At 68.8% G+C, this 20,688-nt stretch carries 19 protein-coding genes; 5 read left to right on the plus strand and 14 right to left on the minus strand.

What is annotated here, in order from left to right:
* Positions 1-660 (minus strand): hypothetical protein, encoded by a 660-nt coding sequence (locus tag WG903_RS02870; protein WP_340072692.1) that lies wholly within the window; start codon positions 658-660, stop codon positions 1-3.
* A gap of 129 nt (positions 661-789) precedes the next feature.
* Between WG903_RS02870 and WG903_RS02875 the strand changes: the two genes are divergently transcribed.
* Both WG903_RS02875 and WG903_RS02880 read left to right on the plus strand, forming a co-directional pair.
* Entirely contained in the window at positions 790-1,479 is a 690-nt protein-coding gene (locus tag WG903_RS02875; RefSeq protein WP_340072693.1) for a response regulator transcription factor, read from the plus strand.
* Positions 1,476-2,855 (plus strand): sensor histidine kinase, encoded by a 1,380-nt coding sequence (locus tag WG903_RS02880; protein WP_340072694.1) that lies wholly within the window; start codon positions 1,476-1,478, stop codon positions 2,853-2,855. The genes WG903_RS02875 and WG903_RS02880 overlap by 4 nt, the downstream gene beginning before the upstream one ends.
* Before the next feature lie 2 nt (positions 2,856-2,857).
* On the opposite strand, the gene WG903_RS02885 is transcribed toward WG903_RS02880, so the two are convergent.
* The 8 genes from WG903_RS02885 to WG903_RS02920 all read right to left on the minus strand — a co-directional run bounded on the left by WG903_RS02885 (position 2,858) and on the right by WG903_RS02920 (position 11,766).
* Complete coding sequence (locus tag WG903_RS02885) at positions 2,858-3,553, minus strand: 5'-methylthioadenosine/adenosylhomocysteine nucleosidase (protein WP_340072695.1); 696 nt, start codon at positions 3,551-3,553, stop codon at positions 2,858-2,860.
* A gap of 5 nt (positions 3,554-3,558) precedes the next feature.
* Positions 3,559-4,389 (minus strand): isocitrate lyase/PEP mutase family protein, encoded by an 831-nt coding sequence (locus WG903_RS02890; RefSeq protein ID WP_340072696.1) that lies wholly within the window; start codon positions 4,387-4,389, stop codon positions 3,559-3,561.
* 70 nt (positions 4,390-4,459) lie between these two features.
* Positions 4,460-6,052: an ABC transporter substrate-binding protein gene (locus WG903_RS02895; RefSeq protein WP_340072697.1), complete on the minus strand. Its 1,593-nt coding sequence runs from the start codon at positions 6,050-6,052 to the stop codon at positions 4,460-4,462.
* 33 nt (positions 6,053-6,085) lie between these two features.
* Entirely contained in the window at positions 6,086-7,129 is a 1,044-nt protein-coding gene (locus WG903_RS02900) for a dipeptide ABC transporter ATP-binding protein (protein ID WP_340072698.1), read from the minus strand.
* Positions 7,126-8,151, minus strand: coding sequence for an ABC transporter ATP-binding protein (locus WG903_RS02905; RefSeq protein WP_340072699.1), 1,026 nt, complete (start codon positions 8,149-8,151; stop codon positions 7,126-7,128). Before WG903_RS02905 ends, WG903_RS02900 begins: the two co-directional genes overlap by 4 nt.
* Positions 8,151-9,056, minus strand: coding sequence for an ABC transporter permease subunit (locus WG903_RS02910; RefSeq protein WP_340072700.1), 906 nt, complete (start codon positions 9,054-9,056; stop codon positions 8,151-8,153). The genes WG903_RS02905 and WG903_RS02910 overlap by 1 nt, the downstream gene beginning before the upstream one ends.
* Positions 9,053-10,063 carry an ABC transporter permease subunit gene (locus WG903_RS02915; RefSeq protein ID WP_340072701.1) on the minus strand — a complete coding sequence of 337 codons (1,011 nt, stop codon included), beginning with the start codon at positions 10,061-10,063 and terminating at the stop codon, positions 9,053-9,055. The genes WG903_RS02910 and WG903_RS02915 overlap by 4 nt, the downstream gene beginning before the upstream one ends.
* Positions 10,064-10,089: 26 nt before the next feature.
* Positions 10,090-11,766: a long-chain-fatty-acid--CoA ligase gene (locus tag WG903_RS02920; RefSeq protein WP_340078186.1), complete on the minus strand. Its 1,677-nt coding sequence runs from the start codon at positions 11,764-11,766 to the stop codon at positions 10,090-10,092.
* Positions 11,767-12,009: 243 nt separating this feature from the next.
* Between WG903_RS02920 and WG903_RS02925 the strand changes: the two genes are divergently transcribed.
* Positions 12,010-14,247 carry a carbohydrate binding family 9 domain-containing protein gene (locus WG903_RS02925; protein ID WP_340072702.1) on the plus strand — a complete coding sequence of 746 codons (2,238 nt, stop codon included), beginning with the start codon at positions 12,010-12,012 and terminating at the stop codon, positions 14,245-14,247.
* Here WG903_RS02925 and pntB read toward each other — a convergent pair whose 3' ends face one another.
* Both pntB and WG903_RS02935 read right to left on the minus strand, forming a co-directional pair.
* On the minus strand, positions 14,248-15,663 hold the full coding sequence (gene pntB / locus WG903_RS02930; RefSeq protein ID WP_340072703.1) for a Re/Si-specific NAD(P)(+) transhydrogenase subunit beta: 1,416 nt from the start codon (positions 15,661-15,663) through the stop codon (positions 14,248-14,250).
* Positions 15,664-15,673: 10 nt separating this feature from the next.
* The gene (locus WG903_RS02935) at positions 15,674-17,251 is read right to left on the minus strand and encodes a Re/Si-specific NAD(P)(+) transhydrogenase subunit alpha (protein ID WP_340072704.1); all 1,578 of its coding nucleotides are present in this window, start codon (positions 17,249-17,251) and stop codon (positions 15,674-15,676) included.
* Positions 17,252-17,351: 100 nt separating this feature from the next.
* Here WG903_RS02935 and WG903_RS02940 point away from each other — a divergent pair, with 100 nt between their 5' ends.
* Together WG903_RS02940 and WG903_RS02945 are read left to right on the plus strand one after the other, a co-directional pair.
* Positions 17,352-18,491 carry a metallophosphoesterase gene (locus WG903_RS02940; protein ID WP_340072705.1) on the plus strand — a complete coding sequence of 380 codons (1,140 nt, stop codon included), beginning with the start codon at positions 17,352-17,354 and terminating at the stop codon, positions 18,489-18,491.
* A 65-nt stretch (positions 18,492-18,556) separates the two neighbouring features.
* Complete coding sequence (locus tag WG903_RS02945; protein WP_340072706.1) at positions 18,557-19,279, plus strand: hypothetical protein; 723 nt, start codon at positions 18,557-18,559, stop codon at positions 19,277-19,279.
* Here the strand turns inward: WG903_RS02945 and WG903_RS02950 are convergent.
* The 3 genes from WG903_RS02950 to WG903_RS02960 all read right to left on the minus strand — a co-directional run bounded on the left by WG903_RS02950 (position 19,242) and on the right by WG903_RS02960 (position 20,683).
* Positions 19,242-19,775 carry a diguanylate cyclase gene (locus WG903_RS02950; protein ID WP_340072707.1) on the minus strand — a complete coding sequence of 178 codons (534 nt, stop codon included), beginning with the start codon at positions 19,773-19,775 and terminating at the stop codon, positions 19,242-19,244. The two genes, WG903_RS02945 and WG903_RS02950, sit on opposite strands and share 38 nt — an antisense overlap.
* A gap of 63 nt (positions 19,776-19,838) precedes the next feature.
* Complete coding sequence (locus WG903_RS02955; RefSeq protein ID WP_340072708.1) at positions 19,839-20,261, minus strand: ExbD/TolR family protein; 423 nt, start codon at positions 20,259-20,261, stop codon at positions 19,839-19,841.
* On the minus strand, positions 20,258-20,683 hold the full coding sequence (locus tag WG903_RS02960; RefSeq protein ID WP_340072709.1) for an ExbD/TolR family protein: 426 nt from the start codon (positions 20,681-20,683) through the stop codon (positions 20,258-20,260). The genes WG903_RS02955 and WG903_RS02960 overlap by 4 nt, the downstream gene beginning before the upstream one ends.
* Positions 20,684-20,688 lie beyond the last annotated feature (5 nt).

The raw sequence follows: 20,688 nt of genomic DNA on the forward strand, positions 1-20,688 counted from the left end.
TCACTTGCGCTCGATGACGTAGGTGGCGCCGAGCGTCCACCAATGGCCGCGCGCGTCGCCGAAGCTGCGCGCGTGCGACACGTCGATGGAGAGCGACGGGTGGGGCTGCCAGCGCGCGCCGACGCGCGCCGCGCGGCCGGTCGCGTCGTTGAAGCGCTCGGCCACGAAACTCCACGCGCTTTGCGGTGTCCACTCGAGCGCCGCACCCGCGAGGTTGCGGCCCGCCGCGTGGTGCGGGATGTCGCGGCCGGCGTTGACGTGGACGGCCACCTGCGGATGGGCCTGCCACGTCACCGGCACGAGCGGCTGGAAACCGGCGTAGCGCCCGCCCTGCCAGGTCGCCGTGAGCACGATGCCCGCGGAGACAGCCGGCGCGATGTCCGTCGCCCACTTGCCCTGCGGCGAGAACGTGCGCTGCGCCGGCTCGCCCGGCAGGCCGGCGCGGTCGATGTTCACCCCCAGTTCCCAGGCGCCGACGCGGCAAGCCGGGCCCAGGTGCCACGAGGCTTGGCCGCCGCGGTACCCGTCGGCCCAGGCCTCGAACTGGCACTGGCCCCGCTCCATCAGGGCCGCGTCGTCGACCGCGTGGTGGCCGCCCGCCGCGAACGCGGGGCCGGCCATGTACAGCAGGGAAACGAGGGCGCGCGGAACGGAAGGCATGCCGCGTTTATAGCTTCCGCCCGTGGCGTATCCTTGTCGCGCGGCGGGCCCGAGGCTGACCTTGCGCTGACCGCGGCGCTTCGCAATACCCCGGACCGCGCGCGGCGCGCACCTTCGGACAATCGCACCATGCGCATCCTCCTCGTTGAAGACGACGCCGTGCTGAACGACCTGATGTCGCGCAGCCTCGCCGCCGCCGGCCACCGCGTCGACCTCGCCACGAACCTGGAGGACGCCGCGCACCGCTGGCGCGTCCAGGCTTTCGACGCCGTGCTGCTGGACCTGAACCTGCCGCATTCCGCGCACGAACGCAGCGGCCTGGGCAGCGGCCTCACTGTCCTGCGCGGCGCGCGCGCGCGCGGCGACCGCACACCGGTGCTGGTCCTCACCGCGCGCGATCGCACCGAGGAACGCATCGCCGGCCTCGACGCCGGCGCGGACGACTACCTGGGCAAGCCCTTCGACCTGGGCGAGGTCGAGGCGCGGCTGCGCGCGCTGGTGCGCCGCTCGCGCGGCACCGACGACCGCGTCGAGGTCGGCCAGCTAGTCTTGGACCGGCAGGCGCGCCGCTTCTTCCTCGCGAGCCAGCCCTGGGACCTGCCCGCGCGCGAATTCGAGGTGCTGCACGAGCTGATGACGCCGCCCGGCCGCGTCGTGAGCAAGCGCGAGCTGTCGCTCAAGCTCTCCGACGGCGAGGATGCGCTCGGCGACAACGCGCTGGAGGCCTTCATCTCGCGGCTGCGGCGCAAGCTCGCCGGCTCGGGCGCGGCCATCCGCACGCTGCGCGGCCTGGGCTACGTGCTCGAGGACGAGGGGTGAACGGCGGCAAGCCCAGCCTGAGGCGCCGCATCGCGCAGCACGTGCTCGTGCCGCTGGTGGTGACCTGGGCGCTGGGCGCGGCGGTGGCGCTGGGCATCGCCGAGCACTTCGTCGGGCGCGCTTTCGACCGCGCGCTGCTGGACGATGCCTATGCGCTCGCGTCGCACGTGCGCGCGGCCGGCAACAACACCTCGCTGGTGCTGACGCGCGAGGAGATGAACACGCTGCTCTTCGACCAGAGCGAGGCCATGTACTTCGCGGTCCGGCGCGCGGACGGCACCGTCGCCGCCGGCAACGCGCAGCTGCCCGCGGCGCAGCTCGCAGCCCCCGGCGAGCACGAGTTCGCAAACATCGAGATCGACGGCCGGCGCGTCCGCGCCGTGAGCCTGCGCACGCACCAGCCCGAACCCTTCACCGTCGTCATCGGCCAGACCACGCGCAGCCGCACGCAGCTGCTGGCCCAGTTGCTCGCGTTCTCGGCACTGCCGCAGGCCGTGCTGCTGGCGCTGCTGGCGTGGTGGCTGCGCCGCCGCATCCAGGACGACATGGCGCCGCTCGCCACACTGCACGATGCGATCGAGCGGCGCGGGCCGGCCGACCTCGCGCCCCTGCCACCGGAGGCGAAGGGCGCCAGCACGCGCGACGTCGAGCGCATCGCGCAAGCCATCGACGCGCTGCTGCAGCGGGTGCAGCAGAGCCTGCAGGAACAGCGCGAGTTCGCGGGCAACGTCGCGCACGAGCTGCGCACGCCGCTCGCCGGCATCCGCGCGCAGGCCACCTTCGCGTTGGCGCAAGGCGATGCCGCCGTGTGGCGCGAGCAGCTCGAAGGCATCGCGCAGGCCGAGCAGCGCGCCAGCCGCCTCGTCGACCAGCTGCTGGCGCTGGCACGCGCCGGCGAAGGGCGTGAAGGCCTTGCGCTGGCGCCCATCGCACTGCAGGCACTGGTGCGCGAGGTGCTGCTGCGCTTCATGCCGCGCGCGCGCGCGGCGGGCGTGGACCTGGGCGGCGAAGGGCTGGACGACGAAGCCATCGTGAACGGGGACCGCGCGCTCATCGAGGGCCTGCTGGGCAACCTGATCGACAACGCGCTGCGCTACGGCAGCGGCGCCGCGCAGCCGCACATCACGGTCGCCGTCGGCACGCGCGCCGGCGGCATCGAGCTGTCGGTGGCGGACAACGGCGCGGGGCTGCCATCGACCGATGCCGAGCAGCTGAAGAAGCGCTGGGCGCAAGGCGACGGCGCGCGCCGCGTCGGCGAAGGCGCAGGCCTGGGGCTGTCGATCGTCGAGCGCTACGCCGAGCTGCTGGGCGCACGCTTCACGCTGGCCAACGGCGAAGGCGGCGGCGTGCGCGCGGCGGTGCTCTTCACCCGCTGAAGTCAGCGCGCCAGCAAGGCCTGCACGATCGCCGCCGAGTGGCGGCTGGCCACCTCGCGGATGAAGCTCACGAAGTCGCCGGCGGCCGCATCGCCGGCGCGGTCGGACACCGTGCGCACCGCCGCGAAAGGCACGCCGAAGTCGCGGCACACCTGCGCGATCGCCGCGCCCTCCATCTCCACCGCCAGCGCGTCGGGCAGGGCCTGTTGCAGGAGGCGGCTCTCGGCGCTGGTGGCGACGAAGCGGTCGCCGCTCACGACCAGCCCACGGTGCACGCGCGTGCCCGGCAGCGCGCGGGCCACGGCGGCCGCGAGTTCGCCGGTGAGCGCGGCGTCGGTGGCGAAGCGGTCGGTACCGTACAGCGGCACTTCCCACCGCGGGAAGATGGGCGAGGCGTCGAGGTCGTGCTGCAGGAAGGCGTCGGCGACCACCACGTCGCCGCGCTGCACCGCCGGTGCCAGCCCGCCGGCCACGCCCGTGAACACGATGCGGTCGACGCGAAAGCGCTCGATGAGCAGCGTCGCCGTCGTCGCCGCGGCGACCTTGCCGATGCGCGACAGCACCGCGACGACTTCCCGGCCGTGCAGGTGCCCGTCGTAGAAATCGCGGCCCGCCACCGTGACCTTGTGCTCGTCGGGCAGGAGCGCGAGCACCGAGGCCAGCTCCTCGTGCATCGCCGAGACGATGGCGGTGCGCATGCGCGTCAGCCGCCGCGCATCAGCTGGTTGAGTTCGAGGCCGGACGCCGCCTGCGCGAAGCCGTCGAAGCGGCCTTCACCCGCGATCTGCTGCGCCGTGCGCATGAAGCCGCCCCAGGCCGAGCGCGCCAGCGCGCCGCCCACGCTGATGCGGCGCACGCCCAGCGCCTTCGCATCGGCCAGCGTCAGCTCGGTGGGAAAGCCGATGAGCAGGTTGACGGGCTTGGGCGCGACGGCCTTCACCACGGCCTCGATCTGCTCGCGCGTCTTGACGCCCGGCGCGTAGAGGCAATCGGCGCCGGCCTCCGAATACGCTTTCAGGCGTGCGATGGCATCGTCGAGGTCGGGGCGGCCCACGATGAAGTTCTCGGCGCGGCCGACGAGCATCGTTTCGGTGCCGCTCTCGTCGATGGCGCGGCGCGCGGCGCGCATGCGCTGCACGCTGGTCGCGACATCGCGCAGCGGAGCGTTCGCATCGCCCGTCGAATCCTCGATGGAGATGCCGGCCACGCCCGTATCGATGGCACGGCGGACATTGCGCGCCACGCCTTCCGCATCTTGGGCATGCCCGCCTTCGAAGTCCGCATTGACGGGCAGGTTCGTCGCTTCGGCCATCTCCCGCAGGTGCACCAGGACCTCATCGACCGTCATCTGCCCGTCGGCCTTGCCATGCCGCCACGCCACGCCCGAGCTTGTGGTGGCCAGCGCCTGGAACCCGAGCTTCTCGAGGTACTTGGCGCTGCCCACGTCCCACGGGTTCGGGATGACGAAGCAGCCGGTTTCGTGCAGTTGCCGGAATGCGCGCCGGCGCGCGGCGATGTCGGTGCTGGAGCTCATGCACGCATTCTGCTCCGTCAATGAAAAAAGGCCGGCGAGGCCGGCCTTTCCTGCTGACACGACGTTCGCGTCACTCCTTGATGTCGACCCCGTAGAACACGTGGCGGCCGAAGGGCGACAGCTTGAAGTCGATGACTTCCTTGCGCACGGGCTTGAGCTGCACGGCGTGCGCGATGGTGAACCAGGGGGCCTGCTCCTTGAAGATCACCTGCGCCTGCTTGTAGAGCTTGTCGCGCTCGGCGGGCTTGGTCTCGATCTTGGCCTTCTGGATCAGGTCCTCGAAGGGCTGGTGGCACCACTTGGCGACGTTGCCGCCGTTGTTCTTGCTCGCGTCGCAGCCGAGCAGCACCGCGAGGAAGTTGTCCGGGTCGCCGTTGTCGCCGGTCCAGCCCAGCATGCCGGTCATGTGCTCGCCGGCCTGCATGCGCTTGCGGTACTCGCCCCACTCGAAGGTCTTGATCTCGGCCTTCACGCCGATCTTCGCCAGGTCCGACTGCATCAGCTCGGCGATGCGCTTGGCATTGGGGTTGTACGGTCGCTGTACCGGCATGGCCCACAGGTCGATCTCCATGCCGTTCGGATGGCCGGCGGTGGCCAGCAGCTTCTTCGCGCCTTCCGGATCGTAGGCGTCGTCCTTGATCGCGTCGTTGTACGCCGACATCGAGGGCGGCAGCGGGTTCTTGGCGGCGATGCCGGTGCCCAGGTACACGGCGTCGAGGATGGCCTTCTTGTTGATGGCCATGTTGATCGCCTTGCGCACGCGCACGTCGTCGAAAGGCTTCTTCTGCGTGTTGTACGCGAGGTAGCCGACGTTCAGGCCCGGCTGCTCCAGCACCGTCGTGTTGGCGTCCTTCTTCATCGCCTCGAGGTCGGCCGGGTTCGGGTACGGCATGACGTGGCACTCGCCCTTCTGCAGCTTCGCCCAGCGCACCGAGTTGTCGGGCGTGATCGAGTAGACGAGGTCGTCGATCTTGGCCTTGCCGTTCCAGTACTGCGGCCAGGCCTTGTAGCGGATCACCGCGTCCTTCTGGTATTGCACCAGCGAGAAGGGGCCGGTGCCGATCGGGTCCTGGTCGATGCGCTCCGGCGTGCCCGCCTTGAGCATCGCGTCGGCGTATTCCTTCGATTGCACGGACGCGTAGGGCATCGCGAGGTTCGACAGGAACGGCGCCTCGGCCTGGTTCAGCGTGATGACCACCGTGTAGTCGTCCTTCTTCTCGACCGACTTGAGCGTCTTCGCGAGGCCCATGTCGTTGAAGTAGGTGTGGTTGGAGCTGGTGACCTTGAAGAAGGGGTGCGTGTCCTTCCACTGGCGCTCGAACGTGAACAGGATGTCGTCCGCGTTCATGTTGCGCGTGGGCTTGAACGCGCGCGTGTCGTGCCACTTGACGTTCTTGCGCAGGTGGAAGGTGTAGGTCTTGCCGTCGGCGGAGATGTCCCACTTTTCGGCCAGGCCCGGCACCACGCGGGTGCCGCCGCGCTCGAATTCGACGAGGCGGTTGTAGATGGGCTCGGCGGCGTCGAACGACGTGCCCGTCGTGTTCACGCCGGGGTAGAAGTTCTCGGGGCTGCCTTCGGAGCAGTACACCAGCGTCTTGGCGCCGGCGCCGGCCGCGGCGGCCAGTGCGATGGCGGCAACCGCGAAATAGCGAGTGGTTTTCATCAGGTTCTCCTCGTGGGATGACAAACGCGCCGGTTAGGCGGCGAGCGATGCATTATCGGCACTCGCGGGTGGCGCGGATGCCGTTTGCGCGGGCACTTGGGGAAACCCCTGTTGGAGGAAATCCCCAGCGAAATGGCACGCGGCGATGCGGTCGGCCACCTGCACCGGCGCGGGCCGCTCGGCCTTGCATCTTTCGACCGCATAAGGGCAGCGGCTCGAGAACACGCAGCCCGACGGCGGATTGAGCGGCGACGGCAGCTCGCCGGTGAGCACGATCTTCTGCACGTTGCGCGGGCCGACGCCGGGCGTGGACGCCAGCAATGCCTGCGTGTACGGGTGCGAAGGCCGCGCGAAGATCGCCTCCTTGGGCCCCTGCTCCATCACATGGCCGAGGTACATCACCAGCACCTCGTGCGCGATGTGGCGCACCACCGCCAGGTCGTGCGAGATGAAGAGGTAGGCCAGCTGGAACTCCTGCTGCAAGTCGGCCAGCAGGTTGAGCACCTGCGCCTGGATCGACACGTCGAGCGCGGAGACCGGCTCGTCGGCGATGAGCAGCTTGGGGTTGAGCATCAGGGCCCGCGCGATGGCGATGCGCTGGCGCTGGCCGCCGGAGAACATGTGCGGGTAGCGGTTGGCGTATTCCGGGCGCAGGCCAACCTGCTGCAGCATCGCCCGCGCCTTGTCCGCGCGCTGCGCCTTCGGCATGTCGGTGTTGATCGCGAGCGGGTCTTCGAGCACCGTGCCGACCTTCTTGCGCGGGTTCAGGGACCCGTACGGGTTCTGGAAGACGATCTGCACGGCCTGCCGCAAACGGCGGCGCTCTTCGGCGGGCGCATTCACCGCATCGACGCCGTCGAGCACCAGCGAGCCGCCGGTGGGCTTCTCGATCAGCGCCACCATGCGCGCGAGCGTCGACTTGCCGCAGCCCGATTCGCCGACCACCGCCAGCGTCTTGCCCTCTTCGATGGCGAAGGAGATGCCGCCGACCGCCTGCAGCTGCGCCGGCTCGCGGAACATGCCGCGCTTGATCTTGTAGACCTGCCGCAGGTCCTTCGCTTCGACGACCACGCTCATTGCGCCGTCTCCAGCTTCACGGGCCCGTCGGTCGTGATGCGCGAGGCGCGGCTGGGATCGCCCAGCGGGTAGTGGCAGCGCACGCAGCCGCCCTGCCACTCACGCAGCTCGGGCCGCACCTGCATCGAGTGCTGCGTGGCGTAAGAGCAGCGCGGCGCGAACAGGCAGCCGTTCGGCCGGTCGAACACGCCGGGCACCACGCCGGGAATGGTGGCGAGGCGATGGCCCCCGGGCCCGCGCTCCGGCAGGGCGGACAGCAGCGCCTCCGTGTACGGATGCTGCGGGTCGGCGAAGAGCTCGTGCACCGGGCGCTCTTCCATCACCTGCCCCGCGTACATCACGGCGACACGCCTGGCCATCTCGCTGACCACGCCCATGTTGTGCGTGATCAGCACCAGCGCCATGCCGCGTTCCTTCTGCAGGTTGCGCAGCAGGTCGAGGATCTGGGCCTGGATGGTGACGTCCAGCGCGGTGGTCGGCTCGTCGGCGATCAACAGGCGCGGGTTGCACGAGATCGCCATCGCGATCATCACGCGCTGGTTCATGCCGCCCGACATCTGGTGCGGGTAGTCGTTCATGCGCGAGGCGGCAGCCGGGATGCCGACCTGCTCCAGCAGCTCCACCGCCCTCGCTTGCGCACTCTTGCGGTCCAGTGGCGAGTGTTCGCGCAGCGCCTCGACCAGTTGCCAGCCGATGGTGAAGCACGGGTTCAGGCTGGTGGTGGGCTCCTGGAAGATCATGCCCATGTCCTTGCCCACGAGGCGGCGCCGCTCGCGGTCCGACAGGCCCAAGAGGTCGTTGCCCGCGAAGCGGAGCTTCTTCGCGCGCACCTTGCCGGGGTAGGCGATGAGGCCCATCACGGCCATCATGGTCACGCTCTTGCCCGAGCCGGACTCGCCGACGATGCCCAGCACCTCACCTTCGTCCACCGTGAGGCTCACGCCTTCGACGGCGTGCATGACAGAGCCTTGTGTCGGGAACTCGACGTGCAGGTCTTCGATTTCGAGCAGCGGTGCGGCCATCAGCGTTTGAGTTTCGGGTCGAGCGCGTCGCGCAGGCCGTCGCCCATCAGGTTGAACGCAAGCACGGCGATGAGGATCATCAGGCCGGGGAAGGTCACGACCCACCACGCGCGCAGCACGAACTCGCGCGCATCGGCGAGCATGGTGCCCCACTCGGGCGACGGCGGCTGCGCGCCCAGGCCGAGAAAGCCGAGAGCCGCCGCATCCAGGATGGCGGTGGAGATGCCCAGCGACGCCTGCACGATCAGCGGCGCGGCGCAGTTGGGCAGCACTTCGGAGAACATCAGGCGCAAGGTGCCCGCGCCACTCACGCGGGCGGCCGTCACGTAGTCCTTCGAGATTTCGGTGATCACCGCTCCGCGCGTGAGGCGCACGTAATGCGGCAGCAGCACGATGGCCACGGCGAGCATCGCATTGACGAGGCCGGGGCCGAGGATGGCGACGATCACGATGGCCAGCAGCAGGCTGGGCAGCGTGAGCACGATGTCCATCAGCCGCATGATCGAGATCTCGACCACGCCACGCGCGAAGCCGGCGATGAGGCCCAGCGCGATGCCGGCGACGACTGAGATGGCGACGACGCCCAGGCCGATGGACAGCGACAGGCGCGCGCCGTGGATCAGGCGCGACAGGATGTCGCGGCCCACGGCGTCGGTGCCCAGCAGGTATTTCGCCGAGCCGCCCGCCTGCCACACCGGCGGCTTGAGGAACGCGCTGGTGTCCTGCGTGTTGGGCGAATGCGGCGCCACCCAGGGTGCGAACAGCGCCAGCAAGAGCAGGATGACGACGATCACCATGCCGATGACGGCGCCGCGGTTGGCGGAGAACGAGATCCAGAACTCGCGCAGCGGCCCGGGCGGCGCGGCCTGCTTCGTGGCGGTCGATGCGGGAAGGACGGCGCTCATCGGGACGTGCGGATGCGCGGGTTGATGATGCCGTAGGCCACATCGACCAGCAGGTTGACCACCATGACCACGATGCCCAGCAGCAGCATGCCGCCTTGCAGCACCGGGTAGTCGCGGCGGTTGATCGCCTCGATCAGCCACTTGCCGACGCCGGGCCAGGAAAAGATGGTCTCGGTGAGGATGGCGCCGGTGAAGAGCACGCCGACCTGCAGGCCGATCACCGTGACGACGGGAATGAGCGCGTTACGCAGCGCATGGATGCCGACCACGCGCAGGCGCGACAGGCCCTTGGCGCGCGCCGTGCGGATGTAGTCCTCGCCCAGCACTTCGAGCATGGCGGAGCGCGTCATGCGCGCGATGACGGCGAGCGGGTTGGTGCCGAGCACGATGGTGGGAAGGATGAGGTGCTGCACGGCCGACTTGAACGCACCCTTTTCGCCGGACAGCCACGAGTCGATGAGCAGGAAGCCCGTCTTCGGCTCGATGTAGTACATGACCCCGAGGCGCCCCGACACCGGCGTCCACCCCAGTTGCACCGAGAACAGCAGGATCAGGAGCAGGCCCCACCAGAAGATCGGCATCGAATAGCCGGTGAGCGAGGTGGCCATCACGCCGTGGTCGAAGATGGAATTGCGCTTGACCGCCGCGATGATCCCGGCCGGGATGCCGAGCAGCAGCGCGAAGAGGATGCCGCACAGCGCGAGTTCGATCGTCGCGGGAAACAGCGCCGCGAATTCGCTGATCACCGGCGCCTGCGTGATGATCGACTTGCCCAGGTCGCCGTGCAGCACGCGGGTGATGTAGATGCCGTACTGCACCAGGATGGGCTTGTCGAAGCCGTATTCCTTGACGAGTGCGGCATGGCGCGCCTGGTCGATGCCGCGTTCGCCCGCCATCGTCTCGATGGGGTCGCCCGGCACCAGGCGCACCAGGAAGAACGCGAGCAGCGTCATCCCGATGAAGGTCGGGATGACGAGCGAAATGCGGGTGAGGAGGAAGCGGAGCATCGCGGAAGGCCGCGATTATTTCCGATTTACTTCTTGTCCCGGAGCTCTCGCCGGAGAATCTTTCCGACCGGCGTCTTCGGCAGGTCCGTGCGGAACTCGACCACCTTGGGCTGCTTGTAGCCGGTGAGGTTGGCGCGGCAGTAGTCGCGCACCTGCTGTTCCGTGAGGGCCGGGTCCTTCTTGACCACGACGAGCTTCACGGCCTCGCCGGTCTTGTCGTCGGGCACGCCGACCACGGCGCACTCCATCACGCCGGGCAGCTTGGCGACCACGTCCTCGACTTCGTTGGGATACACGTTGAAGCCCGAGACCAGCACCATGTCCTTCTTGCGGTCGACGATCTTGTAATAGCCGCGCTCATCGACCGTGCCGATGTCGCCGGTCTTGAAGTAGCCGTCGCTCGTCATGACCTTGGCGGTCTCGTCGGGGCGCTGCCAGTAACCGGCCATCACCTGCGGGCCCTTGATGGCGATCTCGCCCGGCTGGCCCATGGGCACTTCCTTGCCGTCGTCGTCGAGCAACTTGAAGTACGTGCTGGGCAGCGGCACGCCGATGGTTCCGGTGTATTCGGTGCTGGTGGTCGGGTTGCAGCTGGCCGAGGGCGACGTCTCCGACAGGCCGTAGCCTTCGCAGATCGGGCAGCCGGTCTTGTCCAGCCACAGCTTGGCGACGGCGCCTTGCACCGCCATGCCGCCGCCGACGGAGACCTTGAGGTTGCTCCAGTTCACCTTGCCGAAGTCCGGGTGGTTCGCCAGGCCGTTGAAGAGCGTGTTCACCGCCGGGAAGCTGTGGAAGGTGTGCTTCGACAGTTCCTTGAGCACCGCCGGCAGGTCGCGCGGGTTGGGGATCAGGATCAGTTTGCCGCCCGTGCGCATCGACAGCATCATGCCGACCGTGAACGCGAAGATGTGGTACAGCGGCAGCGCGCACACGCTGGTGGACTGCTGGCCCTGCGGCACCTTGTCCATCACCGGCTTGTTGAACGCTTCGGACTGCAGCACGTTGGCGATGATGTTCTTGTGCAGCAGCACCGCGCCCTTGGACACGCCGGTGGTGCCGCCGGTGTACTGCAGCACGGCGACGTCGTCGCTCTTGATCTCGGGCTTGCGGAAGGCCGAACGGCGGCCCTGCGCGATGGCGTCGTTGAAGCGCACGGCGCCGGGCAGGTTGAACGCCGGCACCATCTTCTTCTTGTGCCGCACGACGTAGTTGACGATCGCGCCCTTGATGGTGCCCAGCATGTCACCCATCGCGGCCAGCACGACGTGCTTGACCGGCGTGGCGGCGATGCACTGCTCCAGCGTGTTCGCGAAGTTCTCGATGATGACGATGGCCTTGGAGCCGGAGTCCTTCAGCTGGTGCTCGAGCTCGCGCGGCGTGTACAGCGGGTTCACGTTTACCACGACGAAGCCCGCGCGCAGGATGGCGGCGACGGCCACCGGGTACTGCGGCACGTTGGGCATCATGATCGCGATGCGGTCGCCCTTGGCCAGGCCCAGGCCCTGCAGGTAGGCGGCGAAGGCGCCGGAGAGCGAATCGGTCTCGGCGAAGGAGACTTCGCGGCCCATGAAGCTGTACGCCGGGCGCTGCGCATACTTCTGGAAGCTCTCTTCCATCAGCTGCACCAGCGATACGTACTGCGACGGGTCGATGTCCGCCGGAACGCCGGGGGAATACGCCTTCAGCCATGGGCGTTCGCTCATGTCGCTCATCGTTCGGTCTCCTGTCCTCGTCCTGTGGGGCATGGCGATTGTGCGCTGCCCGCCCTCAGGGTTTCCCCTTGTTTACCCTAGAGGCCGCGGCGAATGGGGAGATCACTCCAGTCGTACCATCGGCCCCTCGCGCAGCCCGTCGCCCGATTCCGCAGTTCGTCGCAACCGGCTCGCGGCGCGCGCACTCGCTGCGTACAGTCGCCCGCCAGAGGCGACCCCCGGAGAAACTTGAAGATGCATTCGATGTTGCGCCTGGCCGCGGCGGCCGTGACCCTGATCGCGGCCACTGCACAGGCCCAGAACGGAGAACCGCCGCCGGTGACGGCCGTGAAGCTCGCACCCGGCGAGGTCATCCGCATGGACGGCTCGCTGTCAGATCCCGTGTGGCGGCGCGCGCCCGCGCACAAGGAGTTCATGCAGCGCGAGCCGAACTACGGCCAGCCCACACCTTATGACACGTGGATGCAGGTGGCGTACGACGACCGTTACGTCTACGTCGGCATCACCGCGTTCGACCCCAAGCCCGAGCTCATCCGCGACCCGCCGGTGCGCCACGACCTGGTGCTGCGCACGCAGGACCACGTGATCGTCTACATCGACCCCATCGGCAAGAAGCAGTCGGCGCAGTTCTTCCGCATCAGCGCCTCGGGGAGCACCGCCGACGGCATGCAGACCGCCAGCGACGACAGCGAGGACTTCGCGCCCGACTTCGACTTCGACGCCAAGGCGCAGCGCAACGAGAAGGGCTACACCTTCGTGCTGCGCGTCCCCTTCGCGTCGCTGCGCTACACCAACGACCAGAGCCGGCCGTGGCGCATCATGGCCGCACGGCGCGTGCCGCGCGACCAGTTCTACTGGAACCCGTCGGTGCCGATCCCGCTCGACTCGCCCAACATCCTGGTGAACATGCAGGAGCTGCGCGGCATCGAGGTGCCGAAGGAGTCGAACTTCGTCACGCTGCGCCCGAGCGTCACGCTCAGCCGCACGCGCACGCAGGACGCGCCGTCGCCGGTGGAGAAGGAAAAAAAGCTCAAGCCCACGCTGGACTTCAAGTGGCGCGCCTCGCCCGAGCTGGTGGTCGACGGCACGATCAAGCCCGACTTCTCGCAGCTGGACCTGGACGTGCCGCAGCTGGGGGGCAACAGCCGCTTCGCGCTCTTCTACCCGGAAAAGCGCCCGTTCTTCTTCGAGGCCAGCGACGTGATGCGCTCGCCCACCGACGCGCTGTACACGCGCAGCTTCACCGAGCCCAACTGGGGCCTGCGCGCCACCTGGCGCGGCACCACGCATGCCGGCACCGCGATGGCGGTGGACGACAAGGGCGGCGGCCTGGTGATGCTGCCGGGGCCGTACGCGACCAACTACGCCGACCAGCCGGGCTCGCGCACGATCGCCGCGCGCGAACTGGCCGACGTCGGGCCGCTGCAGATCGGCGGCGTGCTCGCCGCCCGCCGTTACGAGAACGGCATCGGCGACAACATCGTCGCCGGCCCCGACCTGGCGTGGCAGGTGAACGACTCCCTGCGCATCCGCGCGCAATGGCTGCATTCGTCGACGACGGCGCAGCCCGACGCCGCCGGCGTGCTGCAGAAGGGCTCCACGACGCAGGGCAACCGCCTCTACCTCCGCGCCGTGAACCAGCGCGAGAACGACGCCGTCGACGTGACCCTCTTCGACAACGGCGAGGGCTTCCGCCACGACACCGGTTTCGTGCCGCAGGTGGGCGTGCGCGGCTTCGAATCGCGCTTCGGCTTCGTCAAGCGCCAGTTCAGCGTGTTCAACGAGATGTGGTTCAACTTCCGCGCGAACTACACGCGCGACCGCGTGACCGGCGAGACCGTGAAGGCCGACCCGTTCGTGGACATCTATTTCAGCTCCACGCGCAACCAGCAGGCCACGCTGGAGCTGCACGGGTTCTCGAAGGTCCGCTCGGCTTCGGGCGCGCCGCTGTTGCACGAGAAATACATCTCCGGGACCTACTCGGTGACGCCGGTGACGTGGATCCCGCTGATCGACTCCAATTTCGCGATCGGGCGCCTGGGCGACATGTTCGCCAACGAGGTGCGGCCCGGCGCGCGCGGCAGCATCATGGTGCGCACGCGCCCGCTGAAGCAGCTGGAGATCGAGCCGCGCCTGTCGTCGGCCGTGCTCTACAAGGATGGCAAGCAGACGTACCGCGAGACTGCGGCGACGCTCAACGCGATCTGGTTCTTCGACGCCAACCGCAGCATCCGCGCCATCCTGCAGCGCACGCTGCTGGACCGCCTGCCGGAGCCCGGCGTGTTCGAGGAGCACGACCGCGCCAAGGTGGCATCGGTCACCTACACCTGGCGCCGCTCCATGGGGACCGTGCTGTACGTCGGCGCGAGCGTGCAGAAGGGGCGGTTCCCGCTGCCCTCGCTGTCACGCGGCACCGAGGCGTTCGTGAAGCTGCAGGTGGACTACGACGAGCTCAAGCGCGGGTTGCTCTGATCAGGCCTTCAGCGCCGCCAGAACCTCGTCGAGCATCTTCTTCGCATCGCCGAACAGCATCCGGTTGTTCTCCTTGTAGAACAGCGGGTTGTCGATGCCGGCGTAGCCCGAGGCCATGCTGCGCTTCATGACGATGGAGTGCTGCGCCTTCCACACCTCCAGCACCGGCATGCCGGCGATGGGGCTTTGCGGGTCTTCCTGCGCCGCCGGGTTCACGATGTCGTTGGCGCCGATCACCATGGACACGTCCGTCTGCGGGAAGTCCTCGTTGATCTCGTCCATCTCCATCACGATGTCGTAGGGCACCTTGGCTTCGGCCAGCAGCACGTTCATGTGGCCGGGCATGCGGCCCGCCACCGGGTGGATGCCGAAGCGCACGTTGACGCCCTTCTCGCGCAGCAGCTTGGTGATCTCGTAGACCGTGTGCTGCGCCTGCGCCACTGCCATGCCGTAGCCGGGCACGATGATCACGTTCTTGGCTTCGCGCAGCATCTCCGCGGTTTCCACCGCGCTGACCGACGTCACCTCGCCCTGGGGTTGCGCGCCCCCCGCTGCGGCAGCGGGTGTACCGCCGCCGGTGCCGAAGCCGCCGGCAATGACGCTGATGAAGTTGCGGTTCATCGCGCGGCACATGATGTACGACAGGATCGCGCCGGACGAGCCGACCAGCGCACCGACGACGATCAACAGGTCGTTGGACAGCATGAAGCCCGTGGCGGCCGCGGCCCAGCCCGAGTAGCTGTTGAGCATCGACACCACCACCGGCATGTCGGCGCCGCCGATCGCCATCACCATGTGCACGCCGAAGAGCAGCGCGACCACGGTCATCACGATGAGCGGCAGCATGCCGGCCTGGATGGTCGGCGCATGCAGGAACTCGCGGCCGAACCAGATCACGATGAGCAGGCCCGCGAGGTTGATCCAGTGCCGGCCCGGCAGCAGCATCGGCTTGCCGCCGATGCGCGCCGACAGCTTGCCGAAGGCGATGATGGAACCGGAGAAGGTGATCGCGCCGATCAGGATGCCGACGTAGATCTCCATCTCGTGGATGTGCTTCTCGGCTTCGGTCGGGAACACCGTGGACGTGTCCACGTAGCTCGCGAAGCCGACGAGGCAGGCCGCCAGGCCCACCAGGCTGTGCATCAACGCAACCAGCTCGGGCATCTGCGTCATCTGCACCTTCTTCGCCGCGATGAGGCCGATGGCCCCGCCGACGACGAGCGCGCCGATGATCCACGCATAGCCGCCCGGCGTGACGCGCGGGCCCAGCACGGTGGCGAGGACGGCGATCGCCATGCCGATCATGCCGAAGGCGTTGCCGCGCCGCGCGGTCTCGGGGTTGGACAGGCCGCCGAGGCTGAGGATGAAGAGGATGGTGGCGCCAATGTAGGAGACGGTGGCCAGGCTCGAGGTCATGGTCGGCTCCTTACTTGCGGAACATCGCCAGCATGCGGCGGGTGACGGCGAATCCGCCGAACATGTTGATGGCGGTGAGCGCGAGCGCCAGCACCGCCATGCCGAGGATCAGCAGGTTGGGCCGGTCGGTGTTGCCGCCCACCAGCGGCGGCGCGATCTGGATCAGCGCGCCGATCGCGATGATCGAGGAGATCGCATTGGTCACGCTCATCAGCGGCGTGTGCAGCGAGGGCGTCACGTTCCAGATCACCATGTAGCCGACGAAGCAGGCCAGCACGAACACCGTGAAGTGCGACAGGAAGGACGCCGGCGCGTACATCCCGACCAGCAGGAACAGCAGCGCGCCGACGCCGAAGACGATGGCCAGCGACTGGCCCGACATCGGCTCGCTCGCGCCGTGGCCATGGCCCTTGGGCGCCGCGATGGGCGCGGCCGCGGGCTTGGGCGGCGCGGCCGGCATCTTGATCGGCGGCGGCGGCCAGGTGACCGCGCCTTCCTTGATGACGGTGAGGCCGCGGATCGCGTCGTCGTCCATGTTGACGTCGATCACGCCGTCCTTCGTCTTGCACAGCTCCTCGGCCAGGCGCAGCAGGTTGTTCGAATAGAGCGTGGACGCCTGCTTGGCCAGGCGGCTGGCGAGGTCGGTGTAGCCGACGATGGTCACGCCGTGCTTCACCACGGCCTGGCCCGGCTCGGTGAGTTCGCAGTTGCCGCCCTGTTCGGCCGCCATGTCGACGATCACGCTGCCGGGCTTCATGCTGCGCACCATCTCGGCGGTGATCAGCTTGGGCGCGGGCTTGCCGGGAATGAGAGCGGTCGTGATGATGATGTCGGCGTCCTTGGCCTGCGTCGCGTACATCTGGCGCTGCGCCTGCTGGAAGCCTTCGCTCATGACCTTGGCGTAGCCGCCGCCGCCCGAGCCTTCTTCCTCGTAATCGACCTTCACGAACTCGCCGCCCAGCGACTTCACCTGGTCGGCCACTTCGGCACGCGTGTCGTTGGCGCGCACGATCGCACCGAGGTTGGCGGCCGTGCCGATGGCGGCCAGGCCCGCGACGCCGGCGCCGGCGATGAACACCTTGGCCGGCGGCACCTTGCCCGCGGCCGTCACCTGCCCGTTGAAGAAGCGGCCGAACGCATTCGCCGCCTCGATCACCGCGCGGTAGCCGCTGATGCCGGCCATCGACGTCAGCGCATCCATCTTCTGCGCGCGCGACAGCTGGCGCGGCAGCGAATCGATGGCGAGCACCGTCGCCTTGCGCGCGGCCAGCTGCTGCATCAGCTCGGGGTTTTGCGCCGGCCAGACGAAGCCGATGAGCGTTTGCCCCTCGCGCATCTGCGCGACTTCCTGCGCCGTCGGCGGGCGCACCTTGAAGACGATGTCGGACTTGCCCCAGATGTCGCCCGCGGTGGGCACGACCTGCGCGCCCGCGGCGCGGTAGGTGTCGTCGGCGAAGTTCGCCGCGTCGCCCGCGCCGCTTTGCACGGCCACCGAGAACCCCAGCTTGACCAGCTTCTCGACGACGTCGGGCACGGTGGCGACGCGCTTTTCGCCCGCCATCGTTTCGGCGGGAACGCCAATGAGCATGGGGATTCTCCTCGTTGTAGGCCCGAAAGCTTACCCCAAGCGGGCACCGGCTCATCGTGGGCTCACTCTGGGTTCACGGCCGTGGGGTAGCCTTGGTGACATGTCCGCGACCTTCGTCTTCGGCCTGTCCGCGCTGCTGCACTTCTACATCGGTGCGCGGCTGGTGCACGAGCTGCCTGCGCCCGCCTCGTGGCTGCTGGCCGGCTGGCTGGTCGTGTCCACCGTGCTGATGCCGATGGGCATGGCGGCGCGCCGCTTCCTGAGCGGCGCGCGGGCCGAACGTGTCGCCATCGCCGGGCTGCTGGCGATGGGCCTGTTCTCGTCGCTGCTGGTCGGCACCTTCCTGCGCGACGTGCTGCTCATCGGCTTCGGTGTCGTGCACACGTTCGCGCCCCTGGCGTTCCCGTTCTCCACGCTCGAGCGGCTGTCGGCGGAGTTGGTGCCCGCGGCCGCGCTCGCCGTCACCGTCATCGGTTTCGCCAACGCGCGCCGCATCGCCCGCGTGGTCGAGGTGCGTGTACCCATCGCGGGCCTGCCTGCCGGGCTGGACGGCTTCACCATCGCGCAGATCAGCGACGTGCACGTCGGCCCGACGATCCGCCGCGAGTACGTGCAAGGCATCGTCGACGCGGTGAACCGGATCGACGCCGACATCATCGCCATCACCGGTGACCTGGTCGACGGCAGCGTGGCGCAATTGCGCGAGCATGTCGCGCCGCTGGCGCAACTGAAGGCGAGGCACGGTGTCTTCTTCGTCACCGGCAACCACGAGTACTACTCGGGCGCGCTGCCGTGGATGGCGGAGCTGCGCCGCCTGGGCATCACGGTCCTGCACAACGGCCACGCCGTGCTCGAGCATGCGGGCGAGCAGCTGGTGGTGGCGGGCGTGCCCGACTACAGCGCGGGCCACTTCCACGACGACCATGCGAGCGACCCCGCACGGTCGCTGCAAGGCGCGCCGGCCCATGCGAAGAAGGTGCTGCTCGCGCACCAGCCGCGCACGGCGCCGGCCGCGGCGCGCGCGGGCTTCGACTTGCAGGTGTCGGGCCACACGCACGGCGGGCAGTTCTGGCCGTGGAACCACTTCGTGCGCCTGCAGCAGCCGTACACGGCCGGGCTGCACAAGCTGGACGGGTTGTGGGTCTATGTCAGCCGCGGCACCGGTTACTGGGGCCCGCCGAAACGCTTCGGCGCGCCGTCGGAAATCACGCGGTTGAGCTTGCGTCCAGCGTCCGCCTGATTCCTACAGGGCGGCGGGGCCGCATCCCACATGGCTGAGGTGGGGCGCCACCGAACACTCGTCGCATGGCCCGCCTCGCTTCCCTCACCTACCCCCTGACCGGCGCGCGAGCCGGCAACGTGAATTACCTCGGTGCGGCGCGCTGCCGCCGCAAGTTCGAACTCTTCTACCCCGACGGCTTCGCCGACGAGACCTACCAGGTGGCCGAGCGCTCGTTCAAGGAGCGCGCCCACCTGGAATGGGACGCCGAGCTCGGCCCCGTCGAATTCCGCAAGCTGCTGGCGCGCGGCGAGTTCCGCCAGATCGCCGACGCCGCGATCCGCATCGAGTCGCGCACCAACCTGCTGTTCTCGTTCGAGAAGATGGCGCTGCGCGACGCGCTGAAGTCGCAGGCCGGCGCGCGCCTGTTCGCCACCGAGCTGTATGCCTTCCTGTGGAGCCGCGGCTCGCCGCAGCGCAAGTTCGCCGACTGGGTGCAGGCCGTCTCCGAGCTGCCGCGGCGCGAGGCGCCGGTGCTCACCTGGCCGATCGTCACCGTGTTCGGCTTCCTCGCCCGGCCCGACAAGCACATGTTCCTGAAGCCGATGGTCACGCGCCGCGCGGCGCATGCCTACGGCTACGACTTCGGCTACGAAACGCAGCCGCACTGGCGCGTCTACCAGTCGCTGCTGACCTTCGCAGCCATCATCCGCCGCGACCTCGAGCGCCGCCCGGGCTTCCAGGCGCGCGACATGATCGACCTGCAGTCCTTCATCTGGGTGCAGGGCTCGCCCGAGTACGAGACCTGAGGCACGACCAGGTCTCCTGCAAGAGCGGCAGCGCGTTGAAGAGCACGCTGGCCGCGGCGGCCACCAAGAGATAGTCCGGCGGCAGGGGCTCGGCCCGGGGCCGCAGCGACAGCTCGGGGCCGTGCGGCCACGCGATCACCGCCAGCAGCCCCAGCGACACCAGCGGCAGCAGCTCGAGGAAGCTGTGCACCATCTGCTCGAAGGGGCCGACGTCGCGCAGCACCGTGGTGTAGTCCAGGTCCCAGTACACCGTGGCCTCGTGCACGAGGAACACTGCGAGCACGATCGCCAGCACGCCGGCGTTGGTCTCGAAGAAGGCGACGGCCACCATGCCCACGCCGATCTCCGCGTACATCAGCCAGTGCATCAGGCTTTCTTTGATGCCACTGGTGGTGGCGATGCCGGTCGCGCGGTGGCAGGCCCAGTCAGCCAGGCCCGCGAGCACCCACAGCGGGTACACCACGTACATCAGCAGGAACAAGGGCGCGTCCGGCACGCCGTCAGCGTAGCGCCTTTGGAGGCTGGGCGGCGCAGAAACGGGCCTGCGCCGCCCAGCCTCCTAGCGCGCGAATTGTTCGGAGCCGACCAGGCCGATCTTCTGCAGGCCCAGCCGTTGCGCGCTGGCCAGCGCGGCCGCCACCGCCTCGTACTTCGCGCGGGCGTCGGGGCGCAGGTGGATCTCCGGCTGGTCGGGCTGCGACGCCGCCTCGCGCAGGCGCGCATCCAGCTCGCCGCGATCGGCGACGAATTCGCCGTTCCAGGTGAACGCGCCGTTGGGCGTGACGTCGAGCTGCACGATCTTCGGTTCGCCCGGCGGTTGCGGCGCGCCGGGGCTGGGCATCTCCAGGCTCACCGCATGCAGCTGGATGGGGATCGTGATGATGAGCATCACCAGCAGCACCAGCAGCACGTCCACCAGCGGCGTGGTGTTGATCTCCACCATCACCTCGGCGTCGCCTTCGTCGCTGCCCAGCGGGATCATGGCGGCGGCTCCGTGAGGAAGCCGATCTTCGCGATGCCGGCCTGCTGCGCGGCATACACCACCTGCCCGATGGCCTGGTAGTCGGCGCGCGCGTCGGCGCGGATGTGCAGCTCGGGCTGCGGCTGGCGCACCGCCTCCTGCGCCAGCTGTTGCGCGAGACGCGGCGTGTTCGCCACCGGCGTGTCGAACCAGTACACCGCGCCCTGCGCGTCGACGGTGACGATGATGTCCTGCGGCTTTTCGTCGATGCCCTGCGTGCCCTCCCGCGGCAGGCTCACGGCGATGGAGCTGCTGAACACGGGCACGGCGATCAGGAAGATGATGAGCAGCACCAGCATCACGTCCACCAGCGGCGTGGTGTTGATGGTGGCCATCAGCCCGTCGTCCGGCTCGGGCATCTGGTGCGGGAAGCGCACGCCCATGGCGT

Origin of the sequence: Ramlibacter sp. PS4R-6 (assembly GCF_037572775.1) — a bacterium.
GTDB lineage: Bacteria > Pseudomonadota > Gammaproteobacteria > Burkholderiales > Burkholderiaceae_C > Ramlibacter.